Annotated in this window: 4 protein-coding genes, 1 tRNA gene and 1 pseudogene; 5 read left to right on the forward strand and 1 reads right to left on the reverse strand. The window is 70.6% G+C overall.

Annotation, left to right across the window (positions count from 1 at the left end; all coding sequences use genetic code 11):
• Positions 1-166 precede the first annotated feature (166 nt).
• A pseudogene (locus tag IE217_RS12400) lies at positions 167-847 on the forward strand (DegT/DnrJ/EryC1/StrS family aminotransferase).
• Positions 848-888: 41 nt separating this feature from the next.
• A tRNA-Thr gene (locus tag IE217_RS12405) sits at positions 889-961 on the forward strand.
• 64 nt (positions 962-1,025) lie between these two features.
• Here the strand turns inward: IE217_RS12405 and IE217_RS12410 are convergent.
• Positions 1,026-3,782, reverse strand: a complete 2,757-nt coding sequence (locus IE217_RS12410) for a SpoIIE family protein phosphatase (RefSeq protein ID WP_190177881.1) — start codon at positions 3,780-3,782, stop codon at positions 1,026-1,028.
• A gap of 377 nt (positions 3,783-4,159) precedes the next feature.
• Here IE217_RS12410 and IE217_RS12415 point away from each other — a divergent pair, with 377 nt between their 5' ends.
• The 3 genes from IE217_RS12415 (at position 4,160) to IE217_RS12425 (ending at position 13,666) form a co-directional block, all read left to right on the forward strand.
• Entirely contained in the window at positions 4,160-9,682 is a 5,523-nt protein-coding gene (locus tag IE217_RS12415; protein ID WP_190177882.1) for a HAMP domain-containing protein, read from the forward strand.
• A 338-nt stretch (positions 9,683-10,020) separates the two neighbouring features.
• Positions 10,021-10,701, forward strand: a complete 681-nt coding sequence (locus IE217_RS12420; RefSeq protein WP_190177883.1) for a response regulator — start codon at positions 10,021-10,023, stop codon at positions 10,699-10,701.
• Positions 10,702-10,876: 175 nt separating this feature from the next.
• Complete coding sequence (locus IE217_RS12425; protein WP_190177884.1) at positions 10,877-13,666, forward strand: DNA translocase FtsK; 2,790 nt, start codon at positions 10,877-10,879, stop codon at positions 13,664-13,666.
• Positions 13,667-13,864: the final 198 nt, after the last annotated feature.

Raw genomic sequence — 13,864 nt, forward strand, 5'->3', positions numbered from 1 at the left:
CGCCGATGGTACTGCAGGGGGGACCCTGTGGGAGAGTAGGACACCGCCGAACAATCTTTGAAAGGGTTGGGCCCCGAACTTCGGTTCGCGGCCCAACCCTTTTCTTTTTGCCGTCACTTGACGTTCACGTCGCCCGGCCAGCATCCGCTCCATGGGTACTGCTGCCATGCTCAGGGCCGCCGGAGTCGGCGCCGGCGACGAGGTCGTCGTGCCGGCCTTCGGGAACGTCGAGCTCGCCGAGGCCGTCGTCCAGGTCGGCGCGATGCCGGTGTTCGCCGACATAGATCCCGTGACGTACTGTCTCGACGCCTCCTGCGTCGAAGCGGCCGTAACTCCCCGGACGGCCGCCGTCGTTGCCGTGCACCGGTTCGGCCGGACCGCCGATGTCGGCGCGCTGCGCGAGGCCGGGCAGCGGCACGGCCTGCTGGTGCTGGAACAGGGCGAGTCCGAGGCCCCGTAGGAGGAATCGGCCCAGCGCCGGGAGCGGGCGGCCTATCTGGACGGGAAGTTGAGGGGAGTGCGCACCCCGGACGGGGGCGACGGGCACACGTATCAGCAGTACGTGGTCCGGGTGCCCGGCAACGGCCGGCCGGACCGGGACGCCTTCGCACGGGCCTTGAGAGCCAAGGGAGTTGACTGCCGCGTGCCGGTGAAGACGCCCGTTCACCGGCTGCCGGAGTTCCGGCGGTGCCTGTCCCTCCCGGAGACCGAACGGGCCGCCGAGGAGACCCTGGCGCTGCCCGTGGACGCCTCGCTGACGCGGCGCGACATGCAGCGGATCGTCTCCGCGTGCAACGCGCTCGGTGGACCGATCGCGGTTGGGAGCACGACTGTGTTCGGGGTATGATCTGTTCCGTTGCCGAGGGGGGAACCCCGAAAAGGCGACAGGCCCCTATAGCTCAGTCGGCAGAGCGTCTCCATGGTAAGGAGAAGGTCAACGGTTCGATTCCGTTTGGGGGCTCAAGCAGAAAACCCCGCCCTTCCGGGCGGGGTTTTTCGTGTTTTCCGGGCCGGTGTCGGCGGTGTCACTGCTTCTGGATCTCCGGTACCCGCATCGCCAGGATCGCCATGTCGTCCGAGGGCGCGTCCGACGCGAAGCGCTCCACCGCGCGCATGATGCGTGCCGCCACCGCTCCCGCCGTCAGGCCGGTGCACGTGGTCAGGACGTCGGCGAGACCGTCGTCGCCGAGCATGCGGGTGCCCTCGCGGCGCTCGGTGACGCCGTCCGTGACGCACAGCAGCACGTCGCCCGGTTCCAGGGTGACCGTCTGCTCGTAGAGGTCGAGGTCCTCCATGACGCCGAGGAGCGGCTGGGGCTCGGCGGCGGGTTCGACCGTGCCGTCCTGGCGCAGGCGCAGCGGCAGCGGGTGGCCGGCGCACACCACCTTCAGGCGGGCGCTGCCGTCCTCCTGCGGCCACAACTCGCCGTACAGCAGGGTGAGGAAGCGGCTGCGGGCGCCCTCGTCGAGGATCGCGGAGTTGAGGCGCTCCAGCACGGCCGGGCCGCCGAAGCCCTCGCGGGCCAGCAGGCGCAGGGCGTGCCGGGCGAGGCCGGTGACGGCGGCGGCCTCGGGGCCGGTGCCGCAGACGTCGCCGATGGCGAAGCCGTAGGCTCCGTCGCGGATGGGGAAGAGGTCGTAGAAGTCGCCGCCGACCTCGTTGCCCTCGCCGGCCGCGCGGTAGATGACCTCGACCTCGACGCCGTCGATCTGGGGCAGCTCCGGCGGCAGCAGGCTGCGCTGGAGTGACTGGCTGATGGCCGTGCGCTCCGAGTAGAGGCGGGCGTTGTCCAGGGCGAGGGCGGCGCGGCGGCTCAGGTCCTCGGCGAGTTCCAGGATCTCCTGGCGGAAGTGCTCGTCGGTGGGCTTGCCGAGGGTCAGCATGCCGATCACGCGGTTGCGGGCGACCAGCGGCAGCACGACCGTCTCGCCGCCGACCGCGGCGGCCGTGGCGAGGGTCGGGCCGATGGTCGTACCGATCCGGTGGTGGGAGTCGCCCAGGCTGAGGCTGCGCATGGAGCTGCGCAGCGCCGCCTGGTGCGCGGCCTCGCCGGGGGCGGACCAGACGCGGGCGCCGGGGGTGGGCACCGGATCCGGCGGGGCGATCTTGGACAGGAGCGACTTGATGCCGTCGATCAGTTCCTCGTCCTCGTGCAGGACGTAGGAGAGGTAGGGCTCGGAGGCCTGGTCGGCGATGGTGTAGACGGCGCACCAGGTGGCCAGGGTCGGCACCGTCATCTGGGCCATCAGTGCCAGGGTCTGGTCGCGGTCGAGGGTGCCGGCCAGCAGGTCGGAGGCCTCGACGAGGAAACTGAGGGAGCCGCGGCGCAGCCGCTCCAGCTCGCCGAGGCGGGCGGACTCCACGGCGAGGGCGATGCGGTCGGCGGCGAACTGAAGGCGCAGCGCCTCTTCGTTGGAGTATCTGCCGGAGCCTTCCGCGGCGACGCCGAGGGAGCCGGTGAGGCGTCCTTCGACCTTGAGCGGGACGGTGACCACCGAGCGCATTCCGGTGCCGTTGAGCAGCGGCACCGCGCCGGGGGAGACGGTGAGGTCGTCGTGGACGGCGGGCATGCGGGCGGAGCCGTAGCGGCCGGGGCCGGCTTCGACGGGGACGCGGGCGAAGCGCTGGCGGGCGGAGGGCAGGCCGGTGGAGGCGCGGACCTCCAGTTCCGTCTCGTCGTCGGTGGCGAGGAGCAGGAAGGCGGCGTCGCCGTCGAGCATGTCGCGGGCGCGTTCGACGGTGCGCTGGAGCAGGCCGTCGAGGTCGTCGGGGGCCGGTGAGCCGATGAAGACCTCGAACGGGTCGGTGCTCGGGCCGTCGGAGGCGGTGCCCGCGTCGCCGCCGGCGGGGACGCGCAGGGGGCTCTGAAGAACGGCCCGTTCGTGGTCCCTCACGAGGAGGCAGACGGTTGACGGCTCGCCGCCGGTGTCGCGGACGCGCAGGTGGGAGGCGTAGACGGGGATGACGCGGCCGTGGGCGCCGCGGATGCCGTAGCTGCCCTCCCAGCGGGAGAGCCGGAGCGCCTCGGCGATGCCGGTGCCGGTGCCCGGGGTGTGCGGCCAGGCGGCGAGGTCGGTGAGGGGTTTGCCGGTGACCTGCTCGGCGGCGTAGCCGAACAGTTCCTCGGCGTCCTCGTTCCAGGCGGTGATGGCGCCGCCGTGGTCGATCTGGACGACGGCGACGCGGACCCGGCCGTCGGCGAGCGGGAGCAGGTCGGCGGGCAGGCAGGGGCCGGCGGCGCGGGTGCCGACGGGGCGTTCGGGCTGGTCGAGCTGGAACCAGACGTTCTTGTGGGTGGGCGTGTACTCCACGCCCCAGCGGGTGGCCAGGGCAGCGCACAACTGGAGGCCGCGGCCGCCCTCGCGGTCGGGGCTGCCCATGTTGACGGCGGCGCTCTGGACGGGGACCTCGCGCTCGGGGTAGCGGTCGGAGACCTCGATCCGCACCCCCTCGTCGCTGCGCAGGCACAGCACGTCCGCGGCCGTGCCGGCGTGCACGACGGCGTTGGTGACCAGTTCGCTGGTGAGGACCACGGCGTCGTCGACGATGTCGCCGAAGCCCCACCCCTGGAGGGTGTCGCGGACGAAGGAGCGGGCGGTCGCGACGGATCGCCCCAGGGGCTCGAAACTGGCGGCCGCGCGCGCGGTGATCACAGAACTCCTTGTCCGGTCGTCGACGTGGAAGCCCTCCTGGCCGGCCGGCTCGCGTCGCTGCTCCGGCAGGTGTGGGCCCTTCGGCCGTGGCTCCGGGGGCTGTCCCCCGGGGATCACTCCGGTGGTCATTGTGTGCGGCCGCCCTCCGATGCCCGCTCGTTCCCGTGCCACCGCCCAGGCCGGACGGACCGGCGTGGCTGGACAGCCGCATGCAAGGTTACTTACCTTCGCCGTCCGTGCGGATGCCGGTCAGCTTTGTTTCCGCCCGGAGGGTGTGCGGACGGTGTGCAAAGCTGCCGAACTGTTATGGCCTGGTTCGGCGGGGGTGAAACACTGGGCAAGCTTCTGGTGAAGGTCCGGGCAGGCTGAGTGTGTTCTTCGTACGCGGGGCAGCAACCCGTGGTGTGGCCTGATTGCATCGGGCCGCATGCGCAGCAACAGCCGGTACGTCGCACGAGTGGTACCGGAGCACAGCAGTAACGGTCGAGTCCTGCGGGAGGGACACAGTGGAGTCTGGCGCAGCGACGCGGGGCACGAAGACGCGCGCGAAGGGCGGACAGGCGCTGGACAGCCGGCGCAAACCGCGAGCCGGCGCCACCACCGCGGTGGACACGGCCGCCCTGAACCGGCTGCTGGCCGCTCTGGTGTCGATGCGCGACGGCAATTTCCGCAAGCGGCTCACGGTGTCCGGGGACGGCGTGATGTCGGAGATCGCGGCCGTGTTCAACGAGGTGGCGGACCGCAATCTGCACCTGACGGGCGAGTTGTCGCGCGTGCGGCGCATGGTGGGGCGTGAGGGGAAGCTCACCGAGCGGCTGGAGACGGGCGCCTGCGAGGGCTCCTGGGCGGCCGCGATCGACAACAGCAACGCGCTCGTCGACGATCTCGTACGGCCCGTCTCCGAGGTCGGGCGGGTACTGTCCGCGGTCGCCGAGGGCGATCTGTCGCCGCGCATGGAGCTGCGCACGCAGGTGGCCGAGGGGGCGGGGCATCCGCTGCGCGGTGAGTTCCTGAAGGTCGGGCGGACGGTGAACAACCTGGTCGACCAGTTGTCGACGTTCACCGACGAGGTCACGCGCGTGGCCAGCGAGGTGGGCACCCAGGGCAAGCTGGGCGGGCAGGCGCAGGTGCGCGGGATGTCGGGTTCGTGGAAGGACCTGACGGACTCGGTCAACACGATGGCGTACCGGCTGACCGCGCAGGTGCGGGACATCGCGCTGGTGACGACGGCGGTGGCCAAGGGCGATCTGTCGCGCAAGGTGACCGTGCACGTCGCGGGCGAGATGCTGGAGCTGAAGAACACCGTCAACACGATGGTCGACCAGCTCTCGGCGTTCTCCTCCGAGGTGACGCGGGTGGCTCGTGAGGTGGGCACGGACGGCATCCTGGGCGGCCAGGCGCATGTGCCGGGGGTGGACGGCACGTGGAAGGAGCTCACCGACTCGGTGAACCTGATGGCCGGCAACCTGACGGCCCAGGTACGCGGGATCGCGCAGGTGACGACCGCGGTGGCCAACGGTGATCTGTCGCAGAAGGTGACCGTGCCGGCGCGCGGCGAGGTCGCGCAGCTCGCCGAGACGATCAACCAGATGACCGAGACGCTGCGGATCTTCGCGGACGAGGTCACGCGCGTGGCCAACGAGGTCGGCGCGGAGGGGCGGCTCGGTGGGCAGGCGAACGTGCCGGGCGCGGCGGGCACGTGGAAGGACCTGACGGACTCCGTCAACACGGTGTTCCGCAATCTGACCACCCAGGTGAGGGACATCGCCGCGGTGACGACGGCGGTGGCCAGCGGTGATCTGTCGCAGAAGGTCACGGTGGACGTGGCCGGCGAGATGCTGGAGCTGAAGAACACCGTCAACGGCATGGTGGATCAGCTGTCGTCGTTCGGTGCCGAGGTGACGCGCGTGGCGCGGGAGATCGGCGTCGAGGGCGAGCTGGGCGGTCAGGCGCAGGTGGCGGGCGCGGCCGGTACGTGGAAGGACCTGACCGACTCGGTCAACACCGCGTTCCGCAACCTCACCGGTCAGGTGAGGAACATCGCACAGGTGACGACGGCGGTGGCCAACGGCGATCTGTCGCAGAAGGTCACGGTCGACGTCTCCGGCGAGATGCTCCAGCTGAAGAACACCGTGAACACGATGGTGGACCAGCTGTCGTCGTTCGCCGACCAGGTGACCCGGATGGCGCGGGACGTGGGCACGGAGGGCCGCCTGGGCGGTCAGGCGCGTGTGGACGGCGTGTCGGGCACGTGGAAGGAGCTGACGGACTCCGTCAACTTCATGGCGGGCAACCTCACCTCCCAGGTGCGGCAGATCGCCCAGGTGACGACGGCGGTGGCGCGCGGCGACCTGTCGCAGAAGATCGACGTGGACGCGCGCGGGGAGATCCTCGAGCTGAAGAACACCATCAACACGATGGTCGACCAGCTGTCCGCCTTCGCCGACCAGGTCACCAAGGTGGCGCGCGAGGTGGGCACGGAGGGGCGGCTGGGCGGTCAGGCGCAGGTGCCCGCGGTGGCCGGTGTGTGGCGAGACCTCACCGACTCGGTGAACGGCATGGCGGGCAACCTGACCTCGCAGGTGCGCAACATCGCGCAGGTGGCCACCGCGGTGGCGCGCGGCGACCTGTCGCAGAAGATCACCGTGGACGCGCGCGGGGAGATCCAGGAGCTCAAGAACACCCTGAACACGATGGTGGACCAGCTGTCGTCGTTCGCCCAGGAGGTCACGCGCGTGGCCCGAGAGGTGGGCACCGAGGGCATCCTGGGCGGCCAGGCCGAGGTGCAGGGGGTGGCGGGCACCTGGAAGGACCTCACCCAGTCGGTGAACTTCATGGCGAACAACCTGACCATCCAGGTGCGCAACATCGCCGAGGTCACCACGGCCGTCGCCAAGGGCGACCTGTCCAAGAAGATCACTGTTGACGCCAAGGGCGAGATCCTCGAGCTCGTCACGACGGTCAACACGATGGTTGACCAGCTGTCGTCGTTCGCGGAGCAGGTGACCCGCGTGGCCCGCGAGGTGGGCACGGAGGGCATCCTGGGCGGCCAGGCGCACGTTCCGGGCGTGGTCGGCATCTGGAAGGACCTCAGCGACAACGTCAACCTGATGGCCAACAACCTGACCATGCAGGTGCGCAACATCTCCCAGGTGGCCGCCGCGGTCGCCAACGGCGACCTGACGCGTACGGTGACGATCGAGGCGCGCGGCGAGGTCGCGCAGCTCGCGGACACCTTCAACACCATGGTCAAGACGCTGAGTTCGTTCGCGGACCAGGTCACCAAGGTGGCCCGTGAGGTGGGCACGGACGGGATCCTCGGCGGTCAGGCGTACGTCCCGGGCGTGGCCGGCACCTGGAAGGACCTCACCGAGTCGGTGAACCAGATGGCGTCCAACCTGACCGGCCAGGTGCGCAACATCGCCATGGTGACGACGGCCATCGCCAAGGGCGACTTGACGAAGAAGATCGACATTGACGCCCGCGGTGAGATCCTTGAACTCAAGACGACGATCAACACCATGGTCGACCAGCTGTCCAGCTTCGCCGAGGAGGTCACCCGCGTGGCCCGTGAGGTGGGCACCGAGGGGCAGCTCGGCGGGCAGGCGCGCGTGCGCGACGTCGACGGCACCTGGCGGGACCTGACCGAGTCGGTGAACGAGATGGCCGGGAACCTGACCCGGCAGGTGCGTGCCATCGCGCGCGTGGCGACCGCCGTGACCCGCGGCGACCTGAACCTGAAGATCGACGTCGACGCCTCCGGCGAGATCCAGGAACTCCAGGACTACATCAACAAGATGATCGCCAACCTGCGCGACACCACGATCGCCAACAAGGAGCAGGACTGGCTCAAGGGCAACCTCGCCCGCATCTCCGCCCTGATGCAGGGACGCCGGGACCTCCAGGACGTCGCCTCGCTGATCATGAGCGAGCTGACCCCGGTGGTCTCCGCGCAGCACGGCGCGTTCTTCGTGGCCCTTCAGCCGGTGGAGGGCCAGGAGCTCGGCGGGGAGAGCGAGGACGAGTACGAGCTGCGCATGCTGGGCTCGTACGGCTACTCGATGGGATCCATGCCGACGTCGTTCCGGCCCGGTGAGGCGCTGATCGGGACGGCCGCGCAGGAGAAGCGCACGATCCTGGTGGAGAACGCGCCCAGCGGCTACCTGAAGATCTCCTCCGGGCTCGGCGAGGCCCCGCCCGCGCAGGTGATCGTGCTGCCGGTGCTGTTCGAGGGCAAGGTGCTCGGCGTGATCGAGCTGGCGTCCTTCACGCCGTTCACGCAGATCCAGAAGGACTTCCTGAACCAGATCGCGGAGATGATCGCCACCAGCGTCAACACCATCTCCGTCAACACCAAGACCGAGCAGCTGCTGAAGCAGTCCCAGGAGCTGACCGAGCAACTCCGGCTCAGGTCGGAGGAGCTGGAGCAGCGGCAGAAGGCCCTTCAGGCGTCCAACGCCGAACTGGAGGAGAAGGCCGAGCTGCTGGCCCAGCAGAACCGGGACATCGAGGCGAAGAACTCCGAGATCGAGGAGGCCCGCCAGGTCCTGGAGGAGCGCGCCGAGCAGCTCGCGGTGTCCATGCGCTACCGCAGCGAGTTCCTGGCCAACATGTCGCACGAGCTGCGTACGCCGCTGAACTCCCTGCTGATCCTGGCCAAGTTGCTCGCCGACAACGCCGAGGGGAACCTCTCCCCGAAGCAGGTGGAGTTCGCCGAGACGATCCACGGCGCGGGCTCCGACCTGCTCCAGCTGATCAACGACATCCTGGACCTGTCGAAGGTCGAGGCGGGCAAGATGGACGTCTCCCCGACGCGCATCGCGCTCGTCCAGCTGATCGACTACGTGGAGGCGACCTTCCGGCCGCTGACCACCGAGAAGGGCCTGGACCTGTCGGTGCGGGTCTCGCCGGAGCTGCCGGCCACCCTGCACACCGACGAGCAGCGGCTGCTCCAGGTGCTGCGCAACCTGCTGTCCAACGCGGTGAAGTTCACCGACTCCGGATCGGTCGAGCTCGTCATCCGCCCTGCGCGGGACGACGTTCCCCAGGCGATCCGCGAGCAGTTGCTGGAGGCCGGCTCGCTGACCGACCCGGACGCGGACATGATCGCGTTCTCGGTCACCGACACCGGCATCGGCATCGCGGCCAGCAAGATGCGGGTGATCTTCGAGGCGTTCAAGCAGGCGGACGGCACCACCAGCCGCAAGTACGGCGGCACGGGGCTCGGGCTGTCCATCTCGCGGGAGATCGCGCAGTTGCTCGGCGGCGAGATCCACGCGCAGAGCGAGCCGGGGCGCGGCTCCACGTTCACGCTGTACCTGCCGCTGCACCCGGGCGAGCTGCCCCCGCAGGGCTACCAGCAGTCGGGTTCCGTCCTGGACGCCGACGAACTGGTCTCCTCCGAGCCGGACCTGCCGGAGCTGACCTCCGGCCGGATCGAGACACCGGCCGAGGTGAAGTCGTACCAGGAGACGCAGAACGGGGCCGCCGCGCTCTTCCGGCGCCGCCGCAGGGCCCTGCCGCCCGCGTCCTCCGCCTCCACCTCCACGTCCGCCTCCGCCGAGCAGCGGGCCGCGCAGCCGGGCCGGGCCGGGCAGGAGCAGTGGGCGCCCGACGAGGCGGACGTGCAGCAGGGGCACCGGGACGTCCGGTTCGGCGGCGAGAAGGTGCTCATCGTCGACGACGACATCCGCAACGTCTTCGCGCTGACCAGCGTCCTGGAGCAGCACGGCCTGTCGGTGCTGTACGCCGAGAACGGCCGGGAGGGCATCGAGGTCCTGGAGCAGCACGACGACGTGGCGGTGGTGCTGATGGACATCATGATGCCCGAGATGGACGGTTACGCGACGACGACGGCGATCCGGCGGATGCCCCAGTTCGCCGGACTGCCGATCATCGCGCTGACCGCGAAGGCGATGAAGGGCGACCGGGAGAAGGCGATCGAGTCGGGCGCCTCGGACTACGTGACCAAGCCGGTCGACCCCGATCACCTGCTGGGCGTGATGGAGCAGTGGATGCGGGAGCGGTGACGGCGGCCGCCTCCCGACGGTGGCGGGGCCGCCGTACTCCCGCCAGTGGCGAGGCCGCCGTACGGCGAAGGCGGACGGCCCCCGAAGCCGCTGACTCAGGGTGTGCGAAGCTGTGTAGAAGTGCGGGATTCGGGGAACCTTCTGGTCTCCCACCGCGTTTCTGCTACGTGCACAGTGACATCGCGGTGACAGGGTGTGGCGACGGGCGGGGTGCGGCTACGATGACCGGCACAAGGACGGACGGCGCCAGGGAGCCGTCCGCCGGGGCGGCACCCGCCGGTGCCCTCCCGGTTCCTGCGGACAGGGGTGGCCCCAAGCCGGGGCGAGGAGGGCGGGCCATGGTGCAGAAGGCCAAGATCCTCCTGGTCGATGACCGGCCGGAGAATCTGCTGGCGCTGGAGGCCATCCTCTCTGCGCTCGATCAGACGCTGGTGCGGGCATCGTCCGGGGAGGAAGCGCTCAAGGCGCTGCTCACGGACGACTTCGCGGTCATTCTGCTGGACGTCCAGATGCCGGGCATGGACGGGTTCGAGACAGCCGCGCACATCAAGCGGCGCGAGCGTACCCGCGACATCCCGATCATCTTCCTCACCGCGATCAACCACGGCCCGCACCACACCTTCCGGGGCTACGCGGCCGGCGCGGTGGACTACATCTCCAAGCCGTTCGACCCCTGGGTGCTGCGCGCCAAGGTCTCCGTCTTCGTCGATCTGTACATGAAGAACTGCCAGCTGAAGGAACAGGCGTCCCTGCTGCGGCTCCAGCTGGAGGGCGGCGGCAAGGGCGATGTGGCCGAGGGCAAGGAGTCGGTGGGTCTGCTCGCCGAGCTGTCCGCGCGCCTGGCGGCCGTCGAGGAGCAGGCCGAGGCCCTGTCCAAGCAGTTGGACGACGATTCGGCGGACGCGGCCGCGGTCGCCACCGCGGCCCACCTGGAGCGGAAGCTGACGGGTCTGCGGCGCGCGCTGGACGCGCTCGAGCCGGGCACCGGCAGCACCTCCTCCGTCTCTTCCCAGAGCTGAGCCAAGGGAGTTGACGCCCGGCGTGCCGGGCGCCGGGCACATGTGCGCGGTGACCGGCGGACGTCCGGCCCCTGGTGAGGAGGCGTCAGTTCACCGTGAACCGTGGCCACGACACGAACGGGTGAAGCCGTGGGCACACGTGTCCGCTGTCGTCTCCACCGGTAACCTCACACCTATGGCCTCACGTCCCTCCGCAGCCAAGAAGCAGCCCGCGAAGAAGGCGGCCGCTCCGGCGAGGAAGGCCGCTGCGAAAAAGGCACCCGCCAAGAAGGCGCCCGCCAGGAAGGCCGCGGCGAGCAAGCCCGCGCCCCGGCCCGCGCCCAACCCGACCGGGGGCGTGTACCGGCTCGTGCGCGCCCTCTGGCTCGGTCTCGCCCACGCCGTCGGCGCCGTGTTCCGCGGCATAGGACAGGGCGCCAGGAACCTCGACCCCGCCCACCGCAAGGACGGCGTCGCCCTGCTGCTGCTCGCCGTCGCCCTGATCGTCGCCGCCGGCACCTGGGCCGATCTGCGCGGCCCGGTCGGCGACCTCGTCGAGATCCTGGTGACCGGGGCCTTCGGCCGGCTGGACCTGCTCGTGCCGATCCTGCTCGCGGTCATCGCCGTGCGCTTCATCCGCCACCCGGAGAAGCCCGAGGCCAACGGACGCATCGTCATCGGCCTGTCCGCGCTCGTCGTCGGCGTGCTCGGCCAGGTCCACATCGCCTGCGGCTCGCCCGCCCGCAGCGAGGGCATGCAGGCCATAAGGGACGCCGGCGGCCTCATCGGCTGGGGCGCGGCGACCCCGCTGACGTACGCCATGGGTGAGGTCCTCGCCGTACCGCTGCTGGTGCTGCTGACGGTGTTCGGCCTGCTCGTCGTCACGGCCACCCCGGTCAACGCCATCCCGCAGCGGCTCAGACTGCTCGGCGTCAAGCTCGGCCTGCTGCCCGACCCGAAGGACGACGAGTTCGCCGAGTACACCGAGTACACCGAGGACGACGAGCGCTACGACGACCAGTGGCGCGAGGCGCTGCCCGCCCGCCCGCGCGGGCGCCGCGGCGGCAGCGGCCAGGACTACGACCCCGACGCCGCCGAGCAGGAGGCCCTCTCCAAGCGGCGCGGCCGGCCCCGGCGCTCCGCCGTGCCCCAGCCCGACATGGAGCGGCAGCCGGACGCCGTGGACGTCGCGGCCGCTGCCGCCGCCGCGCTCGACGGCGCGGTCCTGCACGGCATGCCCCCCTCGCCGATCGTCGCCGACCTCACCCAGGGCGTCGCCACCGGCGACCGCGAGCGCACCAGCCCGACGCCCGTACCGGCCGCCCGGCCCGGCCAGGACAGCGCCGCGGCGCAGCCCGGCGAGGACAGCCCCGCGGCAGGGACGAAGGCACAGGCGCCGGCCGGACGCCCCCGGGCGGAGCAGCCCGCCGGGGTCCCCGACCTCACCAAGACCCCGCCGCCCGAGACCCGCGACCTGCCGCCGCGCGCCGAACAGCTCCAGCTCTCCGGCGACATCACCTACGCCCTGCCCTCCCTCGACCTGCTCGAGCGGGGCGGCCCCGGCAAGGCGCGCAGCGCCGCCAACGACGCCATCGTCGACTCGCTCACCAACGTCTTCACCGAGTTCAAGGTCGACGCCCGGGTCACCGGCTTCACGCGCGGGCCGACGGTCACCCGCTACGAGGTCGAGCTCGGCCCCGCCGTCAAGGTCGAGCGGATCACCGCGCTGACCAAGAACATCGCCTACGCCGTGGCCAGCCCCGACGTGCGGATCATCAGCCCGATCCCCGGCAAGTCCGCGGTCGGCATCGAGATCCCCAACACCGACCGGGAGATGGTCAACCTCGGCGACGTGCTGCGCCTTGCGGACGCGGCCGAGGACGACCACCCGATGCTGGTCGCGCTCGGCAAGGACGTCGAGGGCGGCTACGTGATGGCCAACATCGCGAAGATGCCGCACGTCCTGGTCGCCGGCGCCACCGGCTCCGGCAAGTCGTCCTGCATCAACTGCCTGATCACCTCGATCATGATGCGGGCGACCCCGGAGGACGTGCGCATGGTGCTCGTCGACCCCAAGCGCGTGGAGCTGACCGCGTACGAGGGCATCCCGCACCTGATCACGCCGATCATCACCAACCCCAAGCGGGCCGCCGAGGCGCTGCAGTGGGTCGTGCGCGAGATGGACCTGCGCTACGACGACCTGGCCGCCTACGGCTTCCGCCACATCGACGACTTCAACGAGGCCGTCCGGAGCGGCAAGGTGAAGGCGCCCGAGGGCAGCGAGCGCGAGCTCCAGCCCTACCCCTACCTGCTGGTGATCGTGGACGAGCTCGCCGACCTGATGATGGTCGCGCCGCGCGACGTGGAGGACGCGATCGTGCGCATCACCCAGCTCGCCCGCGCGGCCGGCATCCACCTGGTGCTCGCCACGCAGCGGCCCTCGGTCGACGTCGTCACCGGCCTGATCAAGGCCAACGTGCCCTCCCGGCTGGCGTTCGCCACCTCCTCGCTCGCCGACAGCCGCGTCATCCTGGACCAGCCGGGCGCCGAGAAGCTGATCGGCAAGGGCGACGGGCTCTTCCTGCCGATGGGCGCGAGCAAGCCGACCCGTATGCAGGGCGCCTTCGTGACGGAGGCGGAGGTCGCGGCGGTCGTCCGGCACTGCAAGGACCAGATGACGCCGGTCTTCCGCGACGACGTCACCGTGGGCAGCAAGCAGAAGAAGGAGATCGACGAGGACATCGGCGACGACCTCGACCTGCTGTGCCAGGCGGCCGAGCTGGTCGTCTCCACGCAGTTCGGCTCGACGTCCATGCTCCAGCGCAAGTTGCGCGTGGGCTTCGCCAAGGCCGGCCGGCTCATGGACCTCATGGAGTCGCGCAACATCGTCGGGCCCAGCGAGGGCTCCAAGGCGCGCGACGTGCTGGTGAAACCCGACGAGCTGGACGGCGTGCTGGCCGTCATCCGGGGCGAGTCGGAGGGATAGCCGAATCCGGCAGGGATGCCCGCCGGGTGCGAGGGGTAGCAGCAACAGGACGTGGTGTCCGGGCGGAGGCGGTTGCCGCGGACGGGCGGGCGCACCGTGATCCACCCGTTAGCGAGCGGCGAGCAACCGTTTCCCTTGGGCATACGTCAAGTTGAGCGAGAGGAACGGTGCGCGTCCCGCCATGGGCCGCGCACCTGT

The organism is Streptomyces naganishii JCM 4654 (assembly GCF_014650575.1).
GTDB classification, from domain to species: domain Bacteria; phylum Actinomycetota; class Actinomycetes; order Streptomycetales; family Streptomycetaceae; genus Streptomyces; species Streptomyces naganishii.

Coding starts and splice junctions, on each gene's coding strand:
- IE217_RS12410 (WP_190177881.1), bottom strand. CDS start 3,782: ATGACCACCGGAGTGATCCCCGGGGGACAGCCCCCGGAGCCACGGCCG.
- IE217_RS12420 (WP_190177883.1), top strand. CDS start 10,021: ATGGTGCAGAAGGCCAAGATCCTCCTGGTCGATGACCGGCCGGAGAAT.
- IE217_RS12425 (WP_190177884.1), top strand. CDS start 10,877: ATGGCCTCACGTCCCTCCGCAGCCAAGAAGCAGCCCGCGAAGAAGGCG.